Annotated in this window: 20 protein-coding genes; 9 read left to right on the plus strand and 11 right to left on the minus strand. The window is 67.5% G+C overall.

Annotation, left to right across the window (positions count from 1 at the left end):
• The first annotated feature begins 93 nt into the window (after positions 1–93).
• A complete protein-coding gene (locus tag ACPV3N_RS09905; RefSeq protein WP_440117118.1) occupies positions 94–1,005 on the plus strand; it encodes a zinc-ribbon domain-containing protein in 912 nt (303 codons plus the stop codon).
• A 4-nt stretch (positions 1,006–1,009) separates the two neighbouring features.
• Here ACPV3N_RS09905 and ald read toward each other — a convergent pair whose 3' ends face one another.
• A complete protein-coding gene (gene ald / locus ACPV3N_RS09910) occupies positions 1,010–2,125 on the minus strand; it encodes an alanine dehydrogenase (protein WP_440117120.1) in 1,116 nt (371 codons plus the stop codon).
• A 166-nt stretch (positions 2,126–2,291) separates the two neighbouring features.
• Here ald and ACPV3N_RS09915 point away from each other — a divergent pair, with 166 nt between their 5' ends.
• Positions 2,292–3,677, plus strand: a complete 1,386-nt coding sequence (locus tag ACPV3N_RS09915; protein ID WP_440117122.1) for an OprO/OprP family phosphate-selective porin — start codon at positions 2,292–2,294, stop codon at positions 3,675–3,677.
• Positions 3,678–3,754: 77 nt separating this feature from the next.
• Positions 3,755–4,804, plus strand: a complete 1,050-nt coding sequence (locus ACPV3N_RS09920) for a substrate-binding domain-containing protein (protein WP_440117124.1) — start codon at positions 3,755–3,757, stop codon at positions 4,802–4,804.
• A gap of 84 nt (positions 4,805–4,888) precedes the next feature.
• On the opposite strand, the gene ACPV3N_RS09925 is transcribed toward ACPV3N_RS09920, so the two are convergent.
• The 3 genes from ACPV3N_RS09925 to ACPV3N_RS09935 form a co-directional block, all read right to left on the minus strand.
• Complete coding sequence (locus tag ACPV3N_RS09925) at positions 4,889–7,543, minus strand: TonB-dependent receptor plug domain-containing protein (RefSeq protein WP_440117126.1); 2,655 nt, start codon at positions 7,541–7,543, stop codon at positions 4,889–4,891.
• Positions 7,544–7,702: 159 nt separating this feature from the next.
• A complete protein-coding gene (locus ACPV3N_RS09930) occupies positions 7,703–10,057 on the minus strand; it encodes a DNA translocase FtsK (RefSeq protein WP_440117128.1) in 2,355 nt (784 codons plus the stop codon).
• 108 nt (positions 10,058–10,165) lie between these two features.
• Positions 10,166–10,741, minus strand: a complete 576-nt coding sequence (locus ACPV3N_RS09935) for a thiamine phosphate synthase (protein ID WP_440117130.1) — start codon at positions 10,739–10,741, stop codon at positions 10,166–10,168.
• On the opposite strand from ACPV3N_RS09935, the gene ACPV3N_RS09940 reads away from it, so the two are divergent.
• Positions 10,740–11,402, plus strand: coding sequence for a YggS family pyridoxal phosphate-dependent enzyme (locus tag ACPV3N_RS09940; RefSeq protein ID WP_440117132.1), 663 nt, complete (start codon positions 10,740–10,742; stop codon positions 11,400–11,402). The genes ACPV3N_RS09935 and ACPV3N_RS09940 overlap by 2 nt on opposite strands.
• Before the next feature lie 77 nt (positions 11,403–11,479).
• Entirely contained in the window at positions 11,480–11,815 is a 336-nt protein-coding gene (locus ACPV3N_RS09945) for a hypothetical protein (protein ID WP_440117134.1), read from the plus strand.
• Here ACPV3N_RS09945 and ACPV3N_RS09950 read toward each other — a convergent pair whose 3' ends face one another.
• Complete coding sequence (locus ACPV3N_RS09950) at positions 11,816–14,575, minus strand: [protein-PII] uridylyltransferase (RefSeq protein ID WP_440117138.1); 2,760 nt, start codon at positions 14,573–14,575, stop codon at positions 11,816–11,818.
• Positions 14,572–16,278: a class I adenylate-forming enzyme family protein gene (locus ACPV3N_RS09955; RefSeq protein ID WP_440117141.1), complete on the minus strand. Its 1,707-nt coding sequence runs from the start codon at positions 16,276–16,278 to the stop codon at positions 14,572–14,574. Before ACPV3N_RS09955 ends, ACPV3N_RS09950 begins: the two co-directional genes overlap by 4 nt.
• Positions 16,279–16,395: 117 nt before the next feature.
• Here ACPV3N_RS09955 and lgt point away from each other — a divergent pair, with 117 nt between their 5' ends.
• From lgt to ACPV3N_RS09970, 3 genes are read left to right on the plus strand one after another with little or no spacing between them, the layout of a single operon-like run.
• A complete protein-coding gene (lgt, locus tag ACPV3N_RS09960) occupies positions 16,396–17,292 on the plus strand; it encodes a prolipoprotein diacylglyceryl transferase (protein ID WP_440117523.1) in 897 nt (298 codons plus the stop codon).
• Positions 17,289–18,365 (plus strand): class I SAM-dependent methyltransferase, encoded by a 1,077-nt coding sequence (locus ACPV3N_RS09965; RefSeq protein WP_440117143.1) that lies wholly within the window; start codon positions 17,289–17,291, stop codon positions 18,363–18,365. Before lgt ends, ACPV3N_RS09965 begins: the two co-directional genes overlap by 4 nt.
• A complete protein-coding gene (locus ACPV3N_RS09970; RefSeq protein ID WP_440117145.1) occupies positions 18,362–18,784 on the plus strand; it encodes a DUF2147 domain-containing protein in 423 nt (140 codons plus the stop codon). Before ACPV3N_RS09965 ends, ACPV3N_RS09970 begins: the two co-directional genes overlap by 4 nt.
• Here ACPV3N_RS09970 and ACPV3N_RS09975 read toward each other — a convergent pair whose 3' ends face one another.
• From ACPV3N_RS09975 to ACPV3N_RS09985, 3 genes are read right to left on the minus strand one after another with little or no spacing between them, the layout of a single operon-like run.
• Positions 18,785–20,317, minus strand: a complete 1,533-nt coding sequence (locus ACPV3N_RS09975) for an ABC transporter permease/substrate-binding protein (protein ID WP_440117147.1) — start codon at positions 20,315–20,317, stop codon at positions 18,785–18,787. It lies immediately after the preceding gene.
• Positions 20,314–21,060 (minus strand): ATP-binding cassette domain-containing protein, encoded by a 747-nt coding sequence (locus tag ACPV3N_RS09980; RefSeq protein WP_440117149.1) that lies wholly within the window; start codon positions 21,058–21,060, stop codon positions 20,314–20,316. The genes ACPV3N_RS09975 and ACPV3N_RS09980 overlap by 4 nt, the downstream gene beginning before the upstream one ends.
• Before the next feature lie 33 nt (positions 21,061–21,093).
• Complete coding sequence (locus tag ACPV3N_RS09985; RefSeq protein ID WP_440117151.1) at positions 21,094–22,611, minus strand: PAS domain-containing protein; 1,518 nt, start codon at positions 22,609–22,611, stop codon at positions 21,094–21,096.
• Positions 22,612–22,760: 149 nt separating this feature from the next.
• Between ACPV3N_RS09985 and ACPV3N_RS09990 the strand changes: the two genes are divergently transcribed.
• Positions 22,761–23,927 carry an isovaleryl-CoA dehydrogenase gene (locus ACPV3N_RS09990; RefSeq protein WP_440117153.1) on the plus strand — a complete coding sequence of 389 codons (1,167 nt, stop codon included), beginning with the start codon at positions 22,761–22,763 and terminating at the stop codon, positions 23,925–23,927.
• Here the strand turns inward: ACPV3N_RS09990 and ACPV3N_RS09995 are convergent.
• Both ACPV3N_RS09995 and ACPV3N_RS10000 read right to left on the minus strand, forming a co-directional pair.
• Positions 23,924–24,691, minus strand: coding sequence for a DUF2182 domain-containing protein (locus ACPV3N_RS09995; RefSeq protein WP_440117155.1), 768 nt, complete (start codon positions 24,689–24,691; stop codon positions 23,924–23,926). The genes ACPV3N_RS09990 and ACPV3N_RS09995 overlap by 4 nt on opposite strands.
• A gap of 10 nt (positions 24,692–24,701) precedes the next feature.
• Positions 24,702–25,337: a DUF1326 domain-containing protein gene (locus ACPV3N_RS10000; RefSeq protein WP_440117157.1), complete on the minus strand. Its 636-nt coding sequence runs from the start codon at positions 25,335–25,337 to the stop codon at positions 24,702–24,704.
• Between the last annotated feature and the right edge of the window lie 110 nt (positions 25,338–25,447).

The following is a 25,447-nucleotide window of genomic DNA, read 5'->3' on the forward strand; positions in this document are numbered from 1 at the left end:
CGCGCTTCAGTGTGGAAAAAAGCCGTCAGCGGCGCAACTTGCCCGCCGCGACTCTTGTGCCGGTTCGCCGCATGGGCCAGATTCTCGCGCGAGATGATCATCGCCTGCCCCGCCTGCGCGACGCGCTACGTCGTGCCGGACAGCGCCATAGGCGCAGAAGGCAGAACCGTGCGCTGCGCGAAGTGCCGCCACAGCTGGTTCCAGGACGGACCCGACCTCGAATTGGCGGTGGCCACGCCAGCACCCGGACAGGTACCCGCACAGGAAGCCCAGCCTCCTGCGCCGCCTCCACCCACGGCGGCCCTCCCGGACCAGGGCCAGCCTGCTCGGCCACCGGCGATCGATGATGAGGAGGAGCATCTACCGCCTCCCCCGCCTCCGGTGGCCGCGCAAGGCGATGCAGCGGATCACGCCTCGCCATCTCCTGATCGGCCGGAACCGGCTATCGCCCCTGAGCCCGCGCCGCGCGAGCCAGCCGCCCCGACCGTGGTCGAGGCCGAGCCCGCCCCGGCGGCCGAGAGCGAGCATTACGGAGACGAAGTTTCGGCGTTCGACTACGAACCGCCGTTTCGCCCGCGGCGCAACATGGTCCGGGTGTGGACCATCGCGGCGGGGCTGTTCGCGGCGATCGCGCTGGGCACAATCGGGGCGGTCAGCTACTGGGGCCTGCCCGACTGGGTGCCGATCAACCGGCCGACCTTCGCACTAGAGCAGCCCGACCTCGTGCTCGATTTTCCGCGCGACCAGCAGGAACGGCGCACGCTGCCCAATGGCACCGAATACTTCGGCGCCAGCGGCACGGTGAAGAACGTCGGGCGCGAGACCCGCAAGGTCCCCTCGATCCTGATCGTTCTCAGCGATGCCCGGGACCGGATCGTCTATACCTGGGAGATCGCCCCGCCCAAGCCCGAGCTCGCGCCGGGCGAGACGGTGACGATCAACGAGGCCGTCACCGACATTCCCAAGTCCGCCCGGTTCGTGGAGATCGGCTGGAAGCCGGACTGATCGCTCAGGCGATCGCCTCGGCCACCGGCAGGTAGTCGTAGCCGAGTTCGTCGGCGACCGCCTTGTAGGTTACCTTCCCGGAATGGACATTGAGTCCTTCGGCCAGGTGCGGGTTTGCGCGCAGCGCCGCTTTCCAGCCCAGTTCCGCGATGCGCAGTGCATGGGGCAGGGTCACGTTGTTGAGCGCATAGGTGCTTGTGCGGGCTACCGCGCCCGGCATGTTGGCGACGCAGTAATGAACGACGTCGTCGATCACGTAGGTCGGATCGGCGTGGGTCGTCGGCCGGCTTGTCTCGAAGCAGCCGCCCTGGTCGATCGCGACGTCGACCAGCACCGCGCCGGGCTTCATGCACTTGAGCATGTCGCGGGTGACGAGCTTGGGAGCGGCCGCGCCGGGGATGAGCACCGCGCCGATCACCAGCTCGGCCTCGCAGATCATCTGTTCGATGTTCGCCTTGTTGGAAAAGCGCGTCTTGGCGCGGCTTTCGAAGTAGATGCCTAGCTTCTCCAGCACTTCGGGATCGCGGTCGAGGATGGTCACGTCGGCGCCGAGGCCGACCGCCATCTGCGCCGCGTTGAAGCCGACCACGCCGCCGCCGATCACCATGACGCGGCCCGGCAGGACGCCCGGCACGCCGCCGAGCAGCACGCCGCGGCCGCCGTGCGCCTTTTCCAGCGCGGTGGCGCCGGCCTGGATGCTCATCCGCCCGGCAACCTGGCTCATCGGCTTGAGCAGCGGCAGCGAACCGCCGGGACCGGTCACTGTCTCGTAGGCGATCGCGGTGACGCCCGACTTGACGAGGTCAGCGGTCTGCTCGGGATCGGGAGCGAGGTGAAGGTAGGTATAGAGGACCTGTCCCTCGCGCAGCATCGCCCGCTCGACCGCCTGCGGCTCCTTGACCTTAACGATCATCTCGCAGCCGTCGAAAACGGTCTTCGCGTCGGGCTGGATCTTCGCGCCGCACGCCTGGTAATCCATGTCTGTCGCACCAATGCCCATGCCGGCACCGGTCTCGACCCAGACCTCGTGCCCGTGCGCAGTCAGTTCGCGGACGCTCTCGGGGGTCAGTCCGACACGGTACTCGTGATTCTTGATTTCCTTCGGGCAACCGATGCGCATGGGAGGCACTCCTTCGGCGGGTGCCGTTACAGTTGCAACCAGTTGCGGGCAAGCGCCTACATGAGACGGAACGCACCCCGGCACGGGCCGAAACCGTCACACACCTGTCATGCAAGCCGCCTAGGGGCGGCGCGAGAGTAACGCAGGCTTCACAAGGGCAATGGAAGTGAAAAGGACCAAACTCACGATTTCGGCGCTAGCGATCGCGGTCTCGGCCGGTTGGGCGATGCCCGCCGCCGCGCAGGATACCGCCGCCGTCGCGCAGGAACTGGCGCAGATGCGCGCGCAGGTGGCAGCGATGGCGACTCGTATCGACAGTCTCGAGGCGCAGCTCGTCGCCGCCAAGGCCGAGGCGCAGGCGGCGACGACTGCGGCCGGGGCGGCTACCGCGAGCGCGGCGGCGGCAGCCGACGCTGCCAAGGCCGAGCCGGCAACCATGATCGCCTTCAAGGGCGCGCCCGAGATCACCGGCAAGGGCGGCTGGAGCTTCAAGCCGCGCGGCCGCGTCCAGATGGACACCGGCTTCGTCGACGCGCCCGACAGCACCGGGCGCCCGGACGGTTTCGGCAGCACCCTGCGCCGCGCGCGCCTGGGCATGCAGGGCGACATCCCCGGCGGGTTCGGCTACAAGTTCGAGGTCGATTTCGCGGGCGATGCTGTGACGCTGACGGACGCGTTTCTGACCTACAAGGACGGGTCCCTCACGGTCACGGCGGGCCAGCACAACAGCTTCCAATCGCTCGAGGAGCTCACCAGCAGTCTGCACACCTCGTTCATCGAGCGCGCGGCATTTACCGATGCCTTCGGTTTCGAGCGGAGGCTGGGCGTATCGGCCGAACTCGCCAAGGGCGACCTGGTGCTCCAGGGCGGGGTGTTCACCGACAACAACAGCGCGCTGCCGACTGGCAACGTGGGCTTCGACGGCCGCGCGGTCTTCGCGCCGAAGATCGGCAAGGGTCAGCTCCACCTCGGCGGATCGGTCCATCGGTACACGATAGACAATGCCGGGTCCTCGGTCCGTTATCGCCAGCGGCCGCTGGTGGCGTTCACCTCCGAAAGGTTCATCAACACCGGCAACATAACCGCCGATGGTGAGTTCGGATACGGGCTGGAGGCAGCCTATATCGGCGGGCCGCTGCACGTGGCGGGCGAAGCCTTCTGGCAACGGGTCGACCGACCCGGCGCGCTGGCCGATCCCACGTTCTTCGGCGGGTACGCGGAGGTCGGGCTGTTCCTCACCAAGGGCGATACGCGCGGGTACAAGGGCGGAACCTTCGACCGGGTGAAACCAAAGAACGCTGTCGGCAAGGGCGGTTTCGGCGCGGTGCAGGTGAACCTGCGCTACGACCACCTCGATCTCGTCGACGCTGGCATAGTCGGCGGCAAGCAGGACGGTTACCAGGGCAGCATCGTTTGGACCCTGACCGATTATACCAAGCTCATGCTCAACTACGGCCGGATGCAGTATACCGACGCGGTCCATCCCGCCGCGGGCGGGGATCGTTCGTACCGCGTTAACGTCGTAGGGATGCGCGCCCAGATCGATTTCTGATGGCGCGGCAAGACCGTCATGAGCCTGTCACACAACGCCGGTAGCGGCGCGCACGACCTAACAGAGGGCCTTTTGAAATGAGCAAGTTCAAGACCATCGCGTTCGTCACTCTTTCCACCGTCGCGCTCGCCGCGTGCGGCGGCAGCGGCGGCGGTGCTTCGGCGAGCCGCGATTCGATCCGCGCGGTCGGATCGTCCACCGTCTATCCGTTCGCCAAGAAGGTCGCCGAGGAATTCGTCGCCGCGAACCCCGGCATGAAGAGCCCGCTGATCGAATCGACCGGCACCGGCGGCGGCATCAAGCTGTTCTGTGCCGGCGTCGGCGCGCAGCACCCCGACATCGCCAACGCCTCGCGCCGGATGAAGGCGAGCGAGTTCGAGGACTGCCGGAAGAATGGCGTCACCGAGATCCAGGAGATCCAGGTCGGCCTCGACGGCATCGCCTTTGCCTCTGCCAAGGGGGGCATCATGATGAACCTGAGCCCCGAAATCGTCTACAAGGCGATCGCCGCCAAGCCGTTCGGCAAGGACCAGACTGCCAGGACCTGGAAGGACGTCGACCCTTCGCTGCCGGCTGAAAAGATCCTCGTCTACGGCCCGCCGTCGACCTCGGGCACCCGCGACGCGCTGAAGGAACTCGTCCTTCAGAAGGGTTGCGAGAGCGACCCGGCGATGAAGGCGATGAAGGACAGCGACAAGGACAAGTACGAGCAGATCTGCACCGAGGTGCGGGCCGACGGCGCCTATGTCGACCAGGGCGAGCAGGACAACCTCATCGTCCAGAAGATCGAGAGCAACCCCAAGGCCGTGGGCATCTTCGGGTATTCCTATCTCGAGGAGAACATCCAGAAGCTGCAGGACCTGCCGATGAACGGGGTCGAGGCGACGTACGAGAACATCTCGAACTTCACCTATCCCGGCGCCCGCCCGCTTTACCTCTACGTCAAGAAGGCGCACGTGGGCGTCATCCCGGGTCTTGCCGAGTTCCTCGCGGTCTGGCCGAAGGTGTGGGACAAGGACGGTCCGCTGGCGAAGATCGGTTTCGTCGCCGCGCCGGAAGACGTCCGCGCCGCCAACGCCAGGACGATCGCCGATGGCACGACGATGACGGCCGAGGGACTCAAGTAAGCGCCGCGCGCAAGGCCAACGAAAAAGGGCCCCGCCGGATCGCTCCGGCGGGGCCCTTCCTTTTGGTGGTGCGTGCCGCGAAGCTCAGTACTTTACGCGCAACCGCACGTAGTAGAACCCTCCGTTGATGCCGAACGGACCGCCCGAGCGCGGATAGACCTGGCCATCTGCGAGACTGTCGGTCAGCGCGTAGATCGGGTTGGTGGTCGTCGGCGCGATGCGGTCGGGATAGGTGTCGAACAGGTTGTTCGCGCCCACCGTCAGGGTGAAGTGGTCCATGAAGGTGTAGCTGGCGTCGAGGTCGACGGTCGCCTTTCCGCTGAACCGCTGGCCCGGGTATTCGAGCTGGTTCGCCCACGAGCTGAAATAGTTCACCCGGCCGTTGAGCTGGAAATCGCCCATCTGCCAGTTGGCCGACGCGTTGAGGCGGTGCTTGGGCGGCAGGTTGGCGATGTTGAACCGCTGCGCCGCGCTGATCACCGACGGGTCGAAGTCGGTCACCTTGCTCTTGTTGTAGGCGTAGGCGAGCGTGGTGTTGAGCGAACCCCCGGCAAGGCCGGTGCGGTAGCTCGCCACCGCGTCGATGCCCTTGGTGGACGTATCGAAGCCGTTGGTGAAATAGTTCACGTCGCCGTCGACGCCCACGATCGCCAGCGCGGGCAGCGCCGCGACGTCGGCAGCAGTGACCCGGAACGTCTGCGAGATGCCGATGCGGTTGCGGACGTCGATGATGTATCCATCGACGGTGAGGGTGAAAGCGTCCATCGGCTTGAAGATGAAGCCCGCGCCGTAGTTGTTCGAACGTTCCGGGCGCAGCGACTGGGCGCCGTAGAACTGCGCGATCGCGCTCGTTGTCGGATAGGTGCCGGTCTGCACCTGGTTGCCGCTGCGGAAGTTCGTGGTGACGATCTGGGTGTTGTTCTGGCCCGGCGACGGAGCGTGGAAGCCCGTGCCCACCGTGGCGCGAACCGAGAACGCCGGGCTCAGCTCGGCCAGCGCATTGGCCTTCCACACGAACGCGCTGCCGAAGGTGCTGTAATCCTCGTACCGGCCCGCGACGCCCATGGTGAACGCCTCGGTGATGTCGGCTTCCGCACCCACGTAGATGCCGTAGCTGTCCTGGTCGCTCTTGCCCGCGAACGCCGGGCTCACGCCGCCGTATCCGCTTGCCGCGGGCGACTGCGTGGCGACGATCTGCTGGCCGCTGCTGTTGAGGGCGGGCTGGTAGACGCCGGGCGAGACCTGCACGTAAAGCGGCTGCCGGGCATAGGGACCCGCAGCGTAGGACTGCGTGTCGCCGACCGTCTTCTCGTACTCCTCGCGCCGGTATTCCGCGCCGCCCGACAGCGTGATCGGGCTCGCGAAGCCGACCTCGAGCGGATAGGTCAGGTCGAGGTTCACCATCTGCTCGCGCTGGATCAGGTCGCCGAAGAAGAACTCGGTCTGGCTCTGCGGACCGAACGAGGCGCTGAGCGAGTTGGTCATCGACAGCGACAGCGAATTGCGCGCCAGCGTTGCGGACAGGTCGTATGTCAGGCCGCCGCCGAGTTCGCCCTTGACCCCGCCGGTGCCGTAACGCTGCTCGACATCGCCGATGAAGCGCGGGGTGAAGCCGCCCGGATAGATCGAGGCGAAGCTGAAGGTGTTGGCGTCCTGCACGAATCCGGTCGCCGGGCACGTCGCGTTGCCGGTGGGGCAGCGTGTCAGGTAGATCGTGTTGAACGAGCCGTTGCGGTTGTTCGTGCGCGTCGCCGGAGTGCCCGAGCCGTCGTTGACGACGAGCCCGGTCGCGGTGAGCGAAGGACGGTAGTTGAAGCTCTGGTTGGCGGTACTCTCCGCGTAGTTGACCGTCAGGTACAGCTGCGCCGCGTCGCCCGCGAGATCGATTCCGGCGTTGCCGAACAGCTTGATCCCGTCACCCGGCGAGGACCCCCAGATCTGCGCGGGAAGACCTTCGGTGAAGTTGGGGATGGTGTTCGCGAGCGAAGGGTTGAGAGTCGCGAAGTTGACCGCCGTCGGGCGGGTGCGGCCGCGGCTGGTGCCATCGGTGTCGTACCATTCGCCCGAAAGCGACAGGAACCCGGAATCGGCGAAGTTGAAACCCGCGTAAGCGCCGACCTGGATGCGATCACCATCGCCTTCGTAGGTCTCGCCCCACAGTCCGGTGAGTTCGAAGCCGGCGTCGTCGCGGATCTGGTAGTTGATGACGCCGCCGATCGCGTCCGAGCCGTACTGGGCGGTCGCACCGTCGCGCAGGATCTGCAGGTTCTTTACCGAGATCGCGGGAATATTCGAAATGTCGGCGCCCTGCGAGCCGTACGACAGCGCGGTGTCCGCGCCCGAATATACCTGCACCAGCGCAGCGCGATTGTAGCGCTTGCCGTTGACCATGACGAGGATCTGGTCCGCACCCAGCCCGCGCAGCGAGGGCGGTCGAACGAAGGTCGACGCGTCCGAGATCGTGTTCTGCGGGACGAAGAACGAAGGCACGATGTTGCGCACGGTGTCGAGCATGTCGACCGCGGGCTGCGCGGTCAGCTCCTGCGAGCCGATGACGTCGATCGGGGACGGGGAGTCGGTCACCGACCTGTCGGTCCGGCGCGTGCCGATGACGACGATGGATTCGTCCTCGTCGGCGGCGGGCGTGGTGCTGGTGCTCTGGGCCATCACGGGTTGCGCCGAGAGCGCGGCGAGCGTGGCGGCCGTTCCGGCGAGGAGCCGGGTGCGATACGAAGTCATGCAGTGAACCTCCCTGTTCGAAGTCAGGAAGTTACGCCTGGTCATCGGATGCGCGCAATTATCCGGGATTTTCGGTCGTCGATTTGAAGCCCGATGTTGCGCAAACGCTACATGTAACTTCGGTTATTATGCACGCGATGGCACGACGTTACGCGTCGCTTACAGAGGATTGCCGTCCTTATCGCGGTATATGTCGCGCCGGCCGACATGGTTGGCCGGACCCACGAGCCCGTCTTCCTCCATCCGCTCGATCCACTTGGCGGCGGTGTTGTACCCGACTCCCATCTGGCGCTGGAGCCACGATCCGCTCGCCTTCTGGTGCTCGAACACGATCTGGCAGGCCTGCCGGTACTTACGCTCCTCGGGATTGTCGCTGGCGGTAAGCTCGTCGTCGAAGCTGAAGCCGAAGCCGTCTTCCGGCTCCTCGGTCACGGCATCGACGTAATCGGGCTTGCCTTGGCCGCGCCAGTGCTCGGCGACCGCCTCCACCTCCTCGTCCGAAACGAACGGGCCGTGCACGCGCACGAGAGCGCCGGTCGAGGGCTTGTAGAGCATGTCGCCCTTGCCGAGCAGCTGTTCGGCGCCCTGTTCGCCCAGAATCGTGCGGCTGTCGATCCGGCTGGTCACGTTGAAGCTGATGCGCGTGGGCAGGTTGGCCTTGATCACGCCGGTGATGACGTCGACCGAGGGGCGCTGCGTCGCCATGATCAGGTGGATGCCCGCCGCGCGGCTCTTCTGGCTGAGCCGCTGGATCAGTACCTCGATCTCCTTGCCAACGGTAACCATCAGGTCGGCGAGTTCGTCGACGATCAGGACGATCTGGGGCAGCGGCGCGTAGTCGAGCTGCTCTTCCTCGAAGATCTCCTCTCCGGTGTCGGGGTCGAACCCGGTCTGGACCCGGCGGCCCAATGGCTTGCCCTTGGCGATCGCGCTCCGCACCCGCTCGTTGAAGCCCGAAATGTTGCGCGCGCCGATGCTGCTCATCATGCGGTAGCGGCGCTCCATCTCCTCGACCGCCCATTTCAGCGCGCGAACCGACTTCGACGGCTCGGTGACCACCGGCGAGAGCAGGTGCGGGATGTCGTCGTAGCTCTTGAGCTCCAGCACCTTGGGATCGATCAGGATCAGGCGGCACTCGTCGGGAGTGAACTTGTAGAGCAGCGACAGCAGGATGCAGTTGAGGCCGACCGACTTGCCCGAGCCGGTTGTGCCGGCGACGAGCAGGTGCGGCATCGCGGCGAGGTCTGCGACGATCGGTTCGCCCGCGATGTCCTTGCCCAGGATGATCGGCAGCGAACCCTTCGCATTGACGAAGGCGTCACACGCGGCGAGTTCCTTCAATGCGACCATCTGGCGGTCGGCGTTGGGCAGCTCGATGCCCATCACGGTCTTGCCGGGGATCGAGGAAACACGCGCGCTGATCGCGCTCATGTTGCGGGCGATGTCTTCGGCAAGGCCGATCACCCGGCTCGCCTTGATGCCGGGGGCGGGCTCCAGCTCGTACATGGTGACCACCGGGCCTGTGCGGACGGCGGTGATCTCGCCCTTCACGTTGAAGTCGTCGAGCACGGTCTCGAGCAGCCGCGCGTTGCGTTCCAGCGCCAGCCTGTCGAGCTTGGGCGCCGCGTGGACGGGTGGTTCTTCCAACAGGTCGAGGCTGGGCAGCTGGTAGTTGGCGAACAGATCGGTCTGCGCCTTCTTGCCGGCGGGCCGCGCGGCGCGGGGCGCGGCGGCCGGATCGGCGATCTCCGGTGCCCGTCGCTCGGCGATTTGCGGGAGATCGGCTTCCTCTCGCTCCCGCTCGCGCCGCGCGCGGGGCTTGGGGATGATGTCGAGGTCGGTCAACTGCGGAGGCAGGCTGGGGGCGCGCCTGAGGAAACGCGGCAGCGTGAGAAGCTGCACCCAGTCGAGCGCGAAGACGCGCGTCACCCCGGCGACCCCTCCGGCGAGCGCGACGAGCGCAAGCCCGAGTACCACCCACCCGCTCGCCGCTTCGCCCAGCCGCGCCGCGACCGCTTCGATGGCGCCCGCTCCCAGCAGGCCCGCGATGCCGCCCATCGACGCGGGAAGCGACCCGCCCGGCCCGTCGAACGCCAGCGCCAGGACCGTCCCGAGCAGGGCCATCGAGAACAGCAATAGCCCGACCGGACGCCACCAGCGCGTGTGGTCCTCGCGGTCTTCCTCCTCCACGTCCCGCCAGAGCTTGCGCGCCGCGATGTAGAGCATCGGCAAGAACAGCACCCCGGTCACGCCGAACAGGAAGAATACCCGCTCCGATAGCCAGGCGCCGGACGGACCCATCCAGTTGCGGACGTCGTCGCCCGCCGCCGCGGTCGACGCGCTCGGATCCGTCTGCGTGTAGCTGGCGAGAGCCAGGCCGAGGAACAGCATCGCGGTCAGCAGCCCCGCGGCGCCCGCGATCTGGCCCGCGCGGCGCAGCGAACGGCGCAGCGCCGCGCGCCAGTCGGTCGCCGGCGCTCTTCCGCCCGGGCGGCTCATCGCGCGTGTTGCCATCGCTGCTTCCCCTGATGCGGGCCCGCGAAAGCGCCGCCTTCGCCCGAGGCCCCCTCGTCCTTCCGGTGTTATCGCAGGCGGGGGACTCGCCCGTCAAGAATCCTCGCGTCAGGAATCCTGTTTCAGCGCCAGGCCGTCTATCGCCGCCCAGCGGGTCCAGCCCAGCTCGCGGGCGCGATCGAAGGTCATGCCGCCGAGCGCGATCACCGGCATTTCCGCAAGCGCCGCGAGCGCGTGGAACTTTTCCGGCCCGAGCGGGACCGCGCCGGGATGCGTGCGCGTTTCGAAGACCGGCGAAAGCATCGCCGCGTCGGCTCCAGCCGCGTTGGCGTGGGCGATCTCGTGCCCGTCGTGGACAGCGGCGATGCGCAGCAGTTCGGGCGCCTCGCCGATAGCTTCGGGCGGGCCATAGGAACCCGCGGCGCCCCAGGCGCGCGCCTCGTCATCGCTTCCCGAGAGAACCGCGAGGTGGCCGCATCCAGCCGCCAGCGGCAGAAGCTCGTCCCAGCGCGCCCGGCGCGCGCGCGGGTCGAGATGGTAATGCCGGAAGACGAACGCCGACCGCGGCGGCAGTGCCCGCAGGGCGCGTGGAAGCAATTCGTCGTTGCGGGCATCCGAAAGGAGCCACAGGTCGGGCAGGGACTGGCGGTCGGCCATGACCTCGCTATAGCGCACAGCCGTCATGAATGCAGCGTTGTCCCTGAGCGAAATCCACCACCGTATCGCCAGCGTCTGCCGGATCGCCCGGCGCGAACCGGGCGAAGTCACGCTCGTGGCGGTTAGCAAGACCCACGGAGCCGATGCCATCGAACCGCTGCTGGCGGCAGGTCAGACGGATTTCGGCGAGAACCGGGTACAGGAGGCACAGACGAAGTGGCCGTCCTTGCGCGAGCGCTATCCGGACGCGGTGCTGCACCTCGTCGGCAGCCTCCAGTCGAACAAGGCGCTCGATGCCGCCCGGCTGTTCGATTGCATTCACTCGCTCGACCGGCCGAGCCTGGTGACGGCGCTCGCAAAGGCTTTCGACCGGACAGGAAAGCCGGTGCCCTGCTTCGTCCAGGTCGATGTCGGGGAGGAACCGCAGAAAGGGGGCTGCGCGGTCGCCGACCTGCCGGCGCTGCTCGCCCAGGCGCGTGCCGCGGAAATCCCGGTGATCGGCCTCATGTGCGTGCCGCCGGCGGCGATCGAGCCGGCGCCGTTCTTCGCCCTGCTCGACAAACTCGCCCGCGACAACGGGATCGCCGGTCTCAGCATGGGCATGAGCGATGACTTCGAGACCGCCATCATGCTCGGCGCCACGCACATCCGGGTGGGCAGCGCGCTGTTCGGTGCGCGAAACATCTAACGGCCCGTTAGGGACAGGTAGGGGGCCGGTGTTAACGGCAGACCCGCATACCCGCCGCTCCAGACAAGGAGTGCGCCATGATTCGCTTTGCCCTTTTCGGAGCCGCTACCGCCGTCCTCGCCGTGTCGGCCCCTGCGTTCGCGCAGGTCGATGCGGACGCCGAACACGCCTTTTCGCGTGCCGCCCGCAGCTTCAACGCCTGCCTCGCAGTGTCCGCCGCTGACGGCGGTGCCGCGGCACTCGAGAGCCGCTGCCTCGCGCAGGAAACGGCCTATCGGATCAATAGCGTCCGGCTGCACGTTGCGCGCGGCCTCAGCGAGGCACAAGCGGCCAGCGAGACCGAAGCGGACATTGCGAACGGTCGCCGCATTTTCGGCGCCGCGCAGGCTCGGCAGCTCGCCAGCGCCCGCTGATCAGGCGTTCTCGAGTTCCGCCTGCCGCTCGTCGCTCGACGCGGCGAGAAGGGTCTCCTCGATCGTCTTCAGCCGCGCCGGGCTGGTTACCTTGCCTCCGGTAAGGTCCGTCACATAAAAGGTGTCCGCCGCGCGCTCGCCATAGTTGGTGATGTGCGCCGAGTGGACCACCAGCCGGCTTTCGAACAGCGCGCGCGCGAGGCGATTGAGCAGGGCTGCGCGGTCTCGCGCGTTCACCTCGATCACCGTGAAGCGGCCCGACGCCTGGTTGTCGAACGTTACCACCGGGCTCACATCGAACGCCCTGGCGCGGCTGTGCGGTAACGGGCGTTTCGCCAGTTCGGGAACGAGCGCGCGCCGGTTGGCCAGCGCATCGGCGATCGACACCTCGAGGCGCCTGAGCTGGGCTTCCTCGCTGAATGGCAACCCATGGGGGTCCTGGACCAGGAAGTTGTCCACCGCCCAGCCGGTCCGGGTGGTGTGAATGCGCGCATCGATGATGTTCGCGCCCGCGAGGTGAATCCCCCCGGCAATGCGGTAGAACAGCCCCGGATGATCGGCGGCGATCACGGTCACCAGCGTGGCCCCGCGCGAGGGATAGACCTCACAGTGGACCGACAGGTTGTCCTGTTCCTCGTGCGCGGCATCGTAATGGGCGATGTTGAGCGCGATGATGTCCTCAGGCTCGGCGATCCAGTAGGCGTCGTCGAATCGATCGGCATAGAGCCGCAACAGGTCCTTCCTGTCGCCGAGCAATCCGGCTACCGCCTCCTTCTTCGCGCCAACGCGTTCCTTTCGCCCGTGCTTCATGTGGCCAAGCCGCAGGCGCTCCATCGCCTGGTCGTTCAGTTCGCCGAGCAGCTGGCCCTTCCAGCTGTTCCAGGTGCCCGGACCGACCGCGCGAATGTCGACCGCGGTCAGGATCATCAGGTTGCGCAAGCGCTCGACGCTCTGCACCTGGCTGACGAAATCCTCGATCGTCTGGGGGTCGGTCAGGTCGCGCTTGAACGCGGTCGCGCTCATCAGGAGATGCGCCCGCACGAGCCAGGCGACCAGCGCGGTCTCGCCGCCGTCGAGCCCGAAGCGTGGGCACAGTTCCTCTGCCACCTCCGCCCCCAGCACCGAGTGATCGCCGCCGCGCCCCTTCGCGATATCGTGCAGCAGCACCGCGACATAGATCGCCCGGCGGCTCGCGATCTCGTGGATCAGCCGGCTGGCGCGCGGGTGGTCGGCGGTCAGCTCTCCCCTCTCGATCCGGGACAGCAGGCCGATCGCCCGGATCGTGTGCTCGTCGACCGTATAATGATGATACATGTCGAACTGCATCTGCGCGTTGACCCGTCCGAAATCGGGCACGAAACGTCCGAACACGCCGGTCTCGTTCATCCAGCGCAGCACCGTTTCGGGATCGTTGCGACCCGCGAGCAGGTCGAGGAACAGCGCGTTCGCGCGCGGGTCCTCGCGCACCTCGCGCCGGATTAGCCCCGAATCGCGCGCGGCCTGGCGCATCGTCTCGGGGTGGATTTCCAGCCCGTTGGCCTCGGCAAGCTGGAAGACCTCGATCAGCCGGACCGGGTCCTTGCGGAACCAGTCGTCGCCGGGACTCGCGATGCGGCCGCCGAATACCTTGTATCCCTTCAGGTCGCGGGCGCGCGGCGTGAACCCGGCAAGCAGTCCCTTGCGCATGCGCGACCGGGCGAATTGTTCGTCGATATGGGCGAGGAAAACGCCGGTCAGCGATCCGACCCGCTTGGCCTGCAGAAAATAGAACTGCATGAACCGCTCGACCGCGCTCTTGCCGGGGCGGTCGGCGAAGTTCATCCTCGCGGCGACGGCGCGCTGGAGATCGAACGTGAGCCGGTCCTCGGCGCGTCCGGTGATCGTGTGCAGGTGGCAGCGGACCGCGAGCATGAACCCTTCGGCCCGGCGGAAGCTGCGGTATTCCGCCTGGGTGAACAGGCCGACGTCGACGAGGTCGGCGGCGACGCGCACCTTGTGGATGTACTTGCCGATCCAGTAGAGCGTCTGGAGGTCGCGCAGGCCGCCCTTGCCGTCCTTGACGTTGGGTTCGACGACGTAGCGGCTGTCGCCCATCCGCCGGTGCCGCGCATTGCGTTCCTCGAGCTTGTCAGCGACGAACTGGCGCTCGGTGCCCTTGACCACCTCGTCGGCGAAGCGGCGGCTGACCTCGTCGTACAGATCCTGATCGCCCCAGACGTAACGCCCTTCGAGCAGCGCCGTGCGGATCGTGAGGTCGGACTTTGCCATCCGGATGGTCTCGTCGACCGACCGGCTCGAATGGCCGACCTTCAGGCCCAGGTCCCACAGGTAATAGAGGATCGCCTCGATCGCCTGTTCGCACCAGGGGGCCTGCCGCGTGGGGTGAATGAAAGCGATATCGACGTCCGAATGGGGGGCCATCTCGGCGCGGCCGTATCCGCCGACCGCGACAAGGGTCAGCCGCTCGGCGGTGGACCGGTTCACCGCCGGGTAGACGTCGGTGACGACGTGGTCGTGGATCGTGCGGACGACCTGGTCGACCAGGAACGAATGGCCCCCGGCGATTTCGTGACCTGCGCTCGGCCGTTCGTCGAGCCGCCGGTCGAGCTCGGCGCGGCCGGCCTCGAGCGCGGCCTTCAGGGCCCTGACGATGTCGGGCCGCGCCTTGTCGCCCCTTTCGGCGGCAAGCCTGGTGATGTCGTCGGCGAGGGCGCGGCGGTCGACGACCTCGCGCTGGTTCGGGATGCGCGGCTGGTTCAAGCGGCTCCCGTCTCTTCGGCGCGGTTCTCGAAGCGCGATCGCAGCGCCCGCTTGTCGATCTTCTGGGTGCCTAGCCGCGGCAGCGCTTCGTCGGTCGCCCACAGGTATTGCGGGATCTTGAACCTGGCGAGGCGCTCGGCAAGGAATTCCTTGAGGTCGTCAGGCTCGACCGAGTGGCCGTCCTTGGCGACGTAGACCGCGGCGGGGATCTCTCCGAGCCGCTCGTCCGGCAGGCCGAAGACCGAGCATTCGGCGATGTGCGGGTGGGCGTAGATCTCCTGCTCGACCTCGATGCAGCTGATGTTCTCGCCCCCGCGGATGATGATGTCCTTCTTGCGGTCGACGATGAACAGGTAGCCGTCCTCGTCGAGGTAACCGAGGTCGCCGGTGCGGAAATAGGCGTCGTCGGTATAGGCGTTGCGGGTGGCGTCCTCGTTCTTCCAGTAGCCAAGGAAGTTGCACACCGAGCGGATGCAGACCTCGCCCACCTGCCCCTGCGCGACCGGCTTGCCGACGTCGTCGAGTATGGCGAGGTCGACCAGCGGCCTCGAAGCGGTGCCGGTCGAGCCGGGTTTTGCCATGTAGTTCTCGTTGAGATTGCCGGCGCCGACCGCGTTGGTTTCGGTCAGGCCATAGCCCAGCAGCGGATAGCCGTCGGGAAACGCCTCGCGAATCCGGTTGACATGCTCGGGTGGGCGCGGCGCGCCGCCGGCGGCAAAGCTCTTGCACTGCGACAGGTCGTACTTGTCGCGGTCCGGGTGGGTCGCCAGTTCGAAGCTCATCAGCGGCACGCCGACGAAATAGGTTATCTTCTCCTCGTCGAGCAGGCGCAGCGCCTCGGACGCGTCCCACTTGGGCATGAGCACCAGCTTGCGGCCCAGCGCGAAGCTTTGCAGGAACAGCGGGATCTCTCCCGTGACGTGGAACAGGGGCACCGCGACGAGTGCGCTCGGCTGCACTGTCGGCGCCTCGTCACGCTCGGTCAGGATCTGGAGTATCATCGCGGTCTGCGCGACGTAGTTCATCACCCCGCTGACGACGCCGAGGTGATCCGAATAGGCCCCCTTGGGCGAGCCGGTGCTGCCCGAGGTATAGAGGATCGTCGCCAGATCGTTCGGGCCGAGGACTCCGAGCATTTTCGCGGCGGTATCGCCTTCGCCCCAGATCGGTTCGAGTCCGGCCGAGGGCGGGCCGTCGTGGGTGAACACGATCGTCTTGCCACCGCGCTCGATTCCGTCGAGCCGCGCGGCGCGCTGCGGGTCTGCAAGGACCAGCGAACATTCGCACAAGTCGATTCCGAAGGCGAGTTCCTCGCCGGTCCACCATCCGTTCAGAAGCGTGGCGCAGCCCCCGCCCATCAGCACGCCGAGATAGGCGACGATCCAGTTGGCCGAATTGCGAGCCGCAATGCCCACGCGGTCGCCCCGCTGCATCCCGTGGCGGGTGACAAGGCCGTGCGCGACATGGGCCGCAGCATCGTACACCTCACCGAAGGTCATCCGATGATCGCCATCGACGATGAACAGCTTGTCCTTGTGAAGGTTCGCGAAGTGGGCGACGTAGTGCGCCAGCGTCGGCGGGGCATTGACGAAGGCGGGCATCGCAACGCCGCGCCGCTCGATCATGTGGGTTTCGAACATCTGGCCGGCCCCGGTCATCTGGTCCGAAATGCGCTGGATGTCCCTGTCGAGCTCTGTCGCCATCGATTCCTCTTCCGCTTCTTGCCGCCGGGGTTTCGTCCGTCGCCGCGCTATGCCAAAGACGCGCGCAACAACGGACATCCACCGTGCGGGATGCTCCAACGGTAAGGATCAAACGTGCTGCTGTCACTACTCGCCGCCGCTGCTCAGCAAGCGGGCCAGGACGCCGGGAACTACCTCCATTTCGAGGACCTCGGACTCCGTAGGGGAATCGACCTCGGGTTCTTCGAGCTCAGGTTCTATTCGCTCGCCTACCTCGCCGGGATCGTGCTGGGGTACTGGCACCTGACCCGCATGATCAAGGCACCCGGCAGCCCCATGGCCCAGCGCCACGCCGACGACCTGTTCTTCTACTGCACGATCGGGATCATCCTGGGCGGACGGCTCGGCTACGCGCTGTTCTATTCGCCCGATTTCTACCTGCTCACTCATCCTCTCGAGTTCTTCAAGCTGTGGGAAGGAGGAATGAGCTTTCACGGCGGCGTGCTGGGCGTGCTGGCGGCGATCGCCTGGGTCTGCCGGCAGGGCAAGATCAGCTTCCTGCGCACCGCCGACTACATCGCCGTTTGCGTACCGTTCGGCATGCTGTTCGGACGGCTGGCGAATTTCGTGAACGGCGAACTGTGGGGCCGCGTCGCGGGGCCGGACGTGCCGTGGGCGATGATCTTTCCCGAGGATCCGACTCAGCTCGCCCGCCACCCGAGCCAGCTCTACCAGGCGGGGCTCGAGGGCGCGCTCATGGTCGTCGTCATGCTGCTGCTATTCTGGAAAACCCGCGCGCGCTGGCGGCCGGGACTTCTGGTCGGCGCCTTCACCGCCGGGATCGGCATGGCGCGCTTCGTGACCGAGTTCTTCCGCGAACCCGACGCCCAACTGCAGGAATTCGCCCGTTCGACCGGGCTCAGCATGGGCCAGTGGCTGACCATCCCCCTGATCCTCGTCGGGGTGTTCTTCGTGGTCCGCGCCCTGACCCGGCCGCCTCTGGGGAGCCAGCCGGCGCAACCCGCCGCGGCATGACGGGCGCGCCCGCGACCCCGCACGCGCGCCCGCTGGCCGACGTGTTCCGCCGGCTGATCCGGACGGCGGGGCCGATCAGCCTCGCGCACTTCATGGCGGAATCGAACGCGCGGTACTATACCACGCGCGACCCGCTGGGCGCGGCCGGCGATTTCGTCACCGCGCCCGAGATCAGCCAGATGTTCGGTGAGCTCGTGGGGCTGTGGCTGGCGGATATCTGGATCCGGGCAGGTCGGCCCGACCCGGTCGCTTATGTCGAACTGGGCCCGGGGCGCGGGACGTTGAGCCTCGACGCGCTGCGCGCGATGAACCGGTATGGCTTCTCGCCCGAGGTGCACTTCGTCGAAAGCTCGCCCGCGCTGGCGAGTATCCAGCGCGAGGCGGTTCCGCAGGCACGGTTTCACGGCGACCTCGCGACGCTGCCCGCCGACCGCCCGCTGCTGGTGGTCGGCAATGAATTTCTCGACGCGCTGCCTGTGCGCCAGCTGGTGCGCGCGGCCGAGGGGTGGCGCGAGCGCATGGTCGGCCTCGACGGCGAAAGCTTCGTCTACACGATCGGCGCGCAGCCGATGGACGCGGCAGTCCCGCCGGAGTGGCGCGATGGGCGCCAGGGAACGATCATCGAGACGAGCCCAGCGGCCTCCACGGTCGTCGGCGAAATCGCCGGACGGTTGGCCGCGCAGGGCGGGTGCGCGCTGCTGATCGACTACGGCCACGCGGATAACCGCTCAGGCTCCACACTCCAGGCGGTTCGCGCGCACCGCAAGGTCGACCCGTTCTCGGCTCCGGGCGAGGCGGACCTGACCGCGCACGTGGATTTCGCCACGCTGGCCGCGGTGGCTCAGGCGCACGGCGCAAGGTGGATGGGAACACCGACCCAGGGGCAATGGCTCAGGGCGCTCGGCATCGACACGCGGACCGACGCGCTCGCCGCCCGCGCGCCCGGCCAGCGCGCCAAACTCATGGCCGCGCGCGACCGGCTTGTCGCCGACGACCAGATGGGCCACCTGTTCAAGGTCATGGGCCTTGCCGCACGTGGATGGCCGCATGGCGTCGGCTTCGAAGAGGAGTGAATCGGTTGCTGAAGGCTCCCATTGCCCTCGCCGCGCTCATCCTGTCGGCCCCGCTCGCGGCGGCCGCACCGATCGACGGGCTGTGGACCACCGAGGAGAAGAGCGGACAGGTCCGCATCGCGGATTGCGGCTCGGCGCGCTGCGGGCGACTGGTCCGCTTCCTCGAGGTCCCGCCGCAAGGCGTCGATCAGCGCGACGTCAACAATCCCGACAGGGCGCTGCGCAACCGGCGCGTCCTCGGCCTGGCTATCCTCAGCGGCTTTCGCGCCGACGGCGATCTCTGGCGGGGATCCATTTACGATCCCAAGAGCGGGCGCTCGTATCGTTCGGTGTTGCGGCGCAGGGACGCCGCCACGCTAGAGGTCAAGGGTTGTCTCGGGCCGTTCTGCCAGACGCAGCTGTGGAAGCGCGCCGACTGATCAGTTCTCCAGTCGTGCGGCGAGCCATCGGGCGGCCTCTGCCGGCGTTTTCTTGTCCCGGTCCCTGTCGACCATGAAGTTCGCTTCGCGCATGTCCTCGACGTCGATTGCGCCGATCAGGGGGCGGATCGCGGAAAGCAGGCGCTGGTCCCGGGCATGCGCCGAGCGTACGAGCACGACCGCGTCGTAGTTCGGCAGGGCCCGCCGGGGGTCGGCGAGGACCGCCAGTCCGTCCGCGGCGATCCGGCCGTCGGAAGTATAGGCGCTGATCACGTCGGCTTCCCCCGAGGCGAGCGCGTCGTACATGAAGGTCGGCGAAAACGTCCGCCGGCGGGCGAACCGCAGGCCATAGGCGCTCTCCACCGCGCGCCACTCGGGTCGTTCGAAGAATTCGGGATCGCCGCCGACGACGAGCCTCGGGGCCACGGCGGCCAGGTCGTCGAGCGACGTCACGCCGAGGGCGGAAGCTCGGTCGCTGCGCATCGCGAAGGCATAGGCGTTCTCGAACCCCAGCCGCCCGAGCAGCGCGACGCCGCGCTCGGCTTCCCAGCGCGACAGGATCGCCAGCATCTCGTCCGGGGGTACGCGGTCATCGCGCTTCAACTGGTTCGCCCAGAGCGTGCCGGTGTAGTCGACAGCCACGTCGATCGCTCCGCCCTCGAGCGCGCTCTGCACCACCGCCGAACCCAGCCCGTCGCGATAGGCTACCCGAAACCCGGATTCCTCCAGCCGGTCGCCAATGAGCCGCGCGAGAACGTACTGCTCGGAAAACGTCTTCGCGCCGATGACGATCGTCTCCTCGCCGGCACGGCCTCTTCCCTGCCAGAGCGCCGCGGCCAGACCGATGGCGATGAGGGCGACACCGATCCATGCGCGCCCGGGGCGGCGGGTCCTGAGGCCGCTTTCCACGAGCGCCAGCAGCGCATCGGTCGCGAGCGCCAGCGCTGCTGCGGCAATGCACCCGGCGAGCACCAGCGACCAGTTCTGGGTCTGCAGTCCGGCGAAGATCGGGTCGCCCAGGCCCGGCTGACCCACGGTCGTCGACAGCGTCGCGGCCCCGATCGTCCACACCGCGGCGGTGCGTATGCCTGCCATGACGAAGGGGGCGGCCAGCGGCGCCTCGACCAGCCAAAGCTTCTGCCACCCTGTCATCCCCACCGCGTCGGCCGCGTCGAGCACGCCGGGTTCCATCTCGGTGCGCGCCGTGACCGCGTTGCGCAGGATCGGCAGCAGCGCATAGAGCGCGAGTGCAAGCAGCGCGGGAAGGAAGCCCAGCGTCGGCAGGCTCTCCCCGAAAACCGCGCGCAGGCTCAGCAGCACGGGGAAGAAAAGCGCCAGCAGGGCAAGCGCCGGGATCGTCTGCACAAGGCTCGCCAGACCCAGCGCAGTGCGTGCCACGGCGCGGGAGCGGCTGGCCCAGACCGCCAGCGGCAGGGCTGCGGCGATGCCGAGCGCAAGGGCCGATGCCGCCAGGAGGACGTGCTGCGAAAGCTCGTCGCCAAGGGTCGCCAGGGTCGCGAGAATCCCGTTCACCGGCGGAGCGCCTCGAGCGCGTCGGCCTGCTCGCGCGGTACCGCCACCAGCGCTTGCGCCATAGCCCCGCCCGCGCCGCGAAGAAGCGCCTGCGGCGTTTGATCGGCGACGACGCGGCCTGCATCCATCACCAGCACGCGGTCAGCGAGCAGGAGAGCTTCCGCCATGTCGTGGGTGACGAGCACGGTGGTCAGCTTCAGCCGGTCATGCAGGTGGCGCACCCGCTTTCCCAGCGCGTCGCGGGTGACCGGGTCGAGCGCGCCAAACGCCTCGTCGAGGAGGAGCAGGCGCGGCCCGGGCGCCAGCGCGCGGGCGACGGCCACGCGCTGGCGCTGACCGCCCGACAGCTCATCGGGCATGCGCAGGGCGTGATCGGCCTCCAGGCCGACGAGGTCGAGCAGCTGGGCAACCCGTGCGTCGCCGAGCGGCGCTCCGGCGACCCGCGGCCCGATGCCGACATTGGCGGCGACGTCCATGTGCGGGAACAGGCCGATCGACTGGAAGACGTATCCGATCCGGCGCCGGAGGGCAGCCAACGGCTGACCGCGCACGTCTTCTCCGGCCACCAGCACGCGGCCCTCGTCCGGCTCCACGAGACGGTTGGCCATGCCGAGCAGCGTCGACTTGCCCGATCCCGAGGCCCCCACCAGCGCGACGAACTGGCCTTGCACAACCGCGACTGAAACGCCGTCGACGGCGGCCACTGCGCCGAAGCGCCGGGTCACGTTCTCGAACGAGAGCATCGCCGCCAGCCTAACCGGCGCGGCACCCGCCGCCTAGCTGCGGATCGACGATACCGGGATCGTCAGGTCGACCTCGAGCCCGGCTGGAAGGAAGCGGCGCTCCATTCGGCCGCCGAGCTGCCCCTCGATCGACATCTGCACCAGTCGCGACCCGAAGCCTTCGGCACCCGGTCCGCTGCTTGGCGGGCCACCTTTTTCGCGCCAGGTGATGCCGGCCTCGCCGTCGCCTTCGGGGCAGTCGATCTCGATCGAGACCCGGCCGCCTGCGACCGAGAGCGCGCCGTACTTGGCGGAATTGGTGGCCAATTCGTGGAAAATGAGCGCCAGCGGGGTCGCCGCGCGCGGCCCGATCGAACAGTCCTTGCCGCCGATCGCGATCCGCTCGTTCCCGTCGGAGTAAGGCGCCATCAACTCGGTCAGGAGGCCTCGCAGACTGTCGCCCTTTGCGCCCTCGACGGGTCTTACGAAGTCGTGCGCGCGGCCCAGTGCCCGGATCGCGTCGATCAGTTCGTCGGCAAACTCGCGCGCGGCGTCGTGCCGGCGTGCGCGGATCGAGACCAGTCCGGCGACGACCGCGAAGATGTTCTTGATACGGTGCGACAGTTCACGCGCCAGGAGGTCGCGGCTTTCGGAAATCCGGTGGCTGGCATCGATGTCGGTCAGGGTCCCGTACCACCGACGCACAGCGCCATCGGGACCGCGCATCGCCAGCGCGCGCGAGAGCGTCCAGCGAAACGATCCGTCGGCTTGTTTCAGCCGGTACTCGCTTTCGAAGACCTGTCCCGCTTTGTAGCTTTCGTCCCAGTCGCCGAACACACGCTCCGAATCGTCCGGATGCACGGCTGGCCGCCAGTCGTCGGTGTGGCGCGGTTCCTCGGTCCCCGTCACCTCGCGCCAGCGCGAATTGAAGTAGTCGAACCGCCCTTCGCTGTCGGCCGACCAGATGATCGCCGGCAGCAGATCGGCGATCTCGCGCATGGCCCGCGCGCTTTCGAGTTCGCGGGCGATCGCCTCGCGGCCTGCGCGATGGGATTCGAGGCGCCGCATCGCTGCCTGGGCGAGCACGGCGAGCCCCTCTTCCTGGAATGCGGACAGCCCCTCGGCGCGGGGATTTGGGTCAAGAACGCACAGGGCGCCCAGCGGGGTGCCCTCGCGCGAGTAAAGTGGCTGGCCGGCATAGAACCGGATGTGCGGCTCGCCCGTGACGAAGCTGTTGTCCGCGAAGCGGGCATCCTCGGTCGCGTTGGGGACGATCGTGCGCGACGCTCCCTGCATCGTGTGCACGCAGAAGGAACTCGGAACGGTGGGGGAGCGCTGGGCTTCGATACCCTCTCGCGCGATGAAGCTCTGCGTGTCCGGTCCGACTATGTTGACCAGCGCGAACGGCGCATCGCAAAGCCGGGCGGCGAACTGTACGATCCGCTTGAGTTCGGGATCGTCGTTCAGCGAATCCGCATCCAGGCTGGCAAGCACGCCGACGCGTTCGCTCCCGCCCACGGCGAGCGACCGCGGCTCTTCGGCGGGCGAATGAATGAGATCGGAATAGGCCAAGCGTTACGTCCCTGACGCTCTCCTAGCAATATTTCCCCGAGACCAAAAGGACTTAGACGTCCCCGGTTAACCTACGGACAGGGAACGGCTTTATCGGGGTTTGCGCCCTTGGCGCCCTCCGCTATGCGCGGCGACGAGAAGGAAAATCCATGCGAGCAACACCCGATTTCGACTTCCAGCTGGGCGAAAGCGCCGAGATGATTCGCGAGGCGGTTGCCCGCTTCGCCGACGAGCAGGTAGCCCCTCTTGCCGACAGGGCAGACCGTGAGGACTGGTTCCCGGAAGAGTTGTGGCCGAAGATGGGCGAACTCGGCCTTCACGGCATCACGGTCGAGGAGGAATGGGGCGGCCTCGGTCTCGGCTATCTAGAGCACGTGATCGCGGTCGAGGAGATCAGCCGCGCATCGGCCAGCATCGGCCTCAGCTACGGCGCGCATTCGAACCTGTGCGTCAACCAGATCCGTCGCTGGGGCAACGACGAGCAGAAGGCAAAGTACCTTCCGGGACTCATCAGCGGGGAGCACGTCGGCAGTCTCGCGATGAGCGAGGCGAGCGCCGGATCGGACGTCGTCTCGATGAAACTGAAGGCCGACGCCGTGCAGGGCGGCTACGTTCTCAACGGCACGAAGTTCTGGATCACCAATGCGACCTATGCCGATACGCTGGTGGTCTATGCCAAGACCGACGGCAGCGCGGGTAGCAGGGGGATCACCGCATTCCTCATCGAGAAGGACGACCCGGGTTTCTCGATCGGCCAGAAGATCGACAAGATGGGCATGCGCGGCAGCCCCACGGCCGAGCTGGTGTTCGACGACTGCGAAATCCCCGAGGAGCGGGTGATGGGTCCCGTGAACGGCGGCGTCGGGGTCCTCATGAGCGGTCTCGATTACGAGCGCGTGGTGCTGGCGGGCCTGCAGCTCGGGATCATGCAGGCGTGTCTCGACACGGTCATCCCCTACCTTCGCGAGCGCAGGCAGTTCGGCAAGCCGATCGGCGCGTTCCAGTTGATGCAGGCGAAGGTGGCCGACATGTACGTCGCCCTCCAATCGGCGCGCGCCTACACCTATGCCGTCGCCAAGAGCTGCGACGCGGGCCAGACCACGCGTTTCGATGCCGCCGGAGCGATTCTCCTGGCGAGCGAGAATGCCTTCCGCGTCGCGGGCGAGGCGGTGCAGGCGCTCGGCGGGGCAGGGTATACCAAGGACTGGCCGGTCGAACGCTACCTGCGCGATGCCAAGCTGCTCGACATCGGCGCGGGCACCAACGAGATCCGGCGAATGCTCATCGGGCGCGAACTGATCGGGGCGGCCGGCTAGCCGAGCAGGAGCGCGCCGCCCCCCGCGATCATCGCCGTCCCGCCGGCGATCGCGATCGCGCGGCCCCGGGGCAGCAGCTTCTCGGCCGCGACGAGCAGGGTGAGGCCGGCGATCCACGCCAGGTTCATGACCCCGCCCACGAACAGCAGCAGCATAAGCGCCCAGCAGCAACCGAGGCAGTAGGCCCCGTGGACGACCCCCAGGCGTAGTGCGCCCGCCGGGCCCGGCCGGTAATGACGGGCGAGGAACCCGGCCGGAGAACGGCAATGGCCGAGGCAGGCCCGCTTGAGCGGGGTGAACTGGTAGATGCCCGCCGCGACCAGCACTGCCCCCGACAGCAGGCGGCTCACCGAACCCATCGTCGCCGGCGATACGAGCCCAGCCGCCTCGAGCCAGAGCTGAGCGCCCGCCGCGATGGCTGCGAACGTCGCCCAGACGATGAGGTAGCCGGACAGGAAGGCAGCGGTCGAAGGCAGCGGCGCCCCGGCCGGCGCCCGGTGCGCGGCCGCACGGGCGTAGAGGAGGACGACCGGTGCCGCCGAAGGCAGCATCATCGCCACCATCATCACCAGCCACATCGAGAAGACAATCGCGCCGTCCACGCGCATCGAGGCGCCGTCCATCGCATCGGCCGCCGTTCCGCTGCCTGAACCCATGCCGGCGCCCGCCGCCAGCCAGCCCCACGCGAGGGCCACGAGCAGTCCCAGCGCGATGACCGTGATCGCACGGTGCCGGCGCAGCGCGCCTTCCGCCAGCTTTCCCATCAGGTGCGCATCATGCGGCGCGGACGACCCCGTGGCTGTCGAGATGGAGGTGAGCGAACTGGCCGTAGCTCGCCGTCATCTCGACCGGGACGGGGCCTTCCGACTTGCTGGAAGCGGAGCCGATATCGGCGTATTCGTACTCGAACCCGTCGGGCAGGTGGATGCGGGCGCGGATTTCGGACCCGTCGACGAGGCTGCGGATCGGCTCGCCGACCATCTGGACGTGCCCCGCGATGCGCATGCGGCCCTTGCGGCCATCCACGTCGACTTCGAAGTCGATGGGCACGAACATCGGAGGGTGCATCGTCTCGACGGTCGAGCAGAATACCGCGAACATGGTCGCCATTGGGTCGGTGTCGCCGCCGGTCATTATCGTCAGCAGGGCATTGCGCTGCTCGCCGGATGCGCGCTCGTCGACGAAGGCGACGGCTTCCCCGCGGCCCTCGTGGATGGGCCCCGGCCATTTGAACACCGCGCCGATCCTGAGGCCGGACAGGTCGATGTCTCCGTGCCTGCCTTCGTCGATCTCCATCCCGAACACCGCGTGGCAGTGCCCCTTGTCGGGCACCCCCCCGAATTGGCAGTTGCAGCCGTAGTCGCAGGTGCAGTTGACGAGCTGCCTGCCCTTGAGCTTCCAGTAGGTCATCGAAATCCTCCATAAACACCAGTCACGTTGGCGCGCGGCTGGAGAACTAAGGGTCGATATTACCACCGCTGGAGGCTGGCGATCAAATCGGTCTCGATGCGGCTTTGCAG

Source organism: Tsuneonella sediminis (assembly GCF_051912845.1).
In the GTDB taxonomy this organism is placed as follows: domain Bacteria; phylum Pseudomonadota; class Alphaproteobacteria; order Sphingomonadales; family Sphingomonadaceae; genus Tsuneonella; species Tsuneonella sediminis.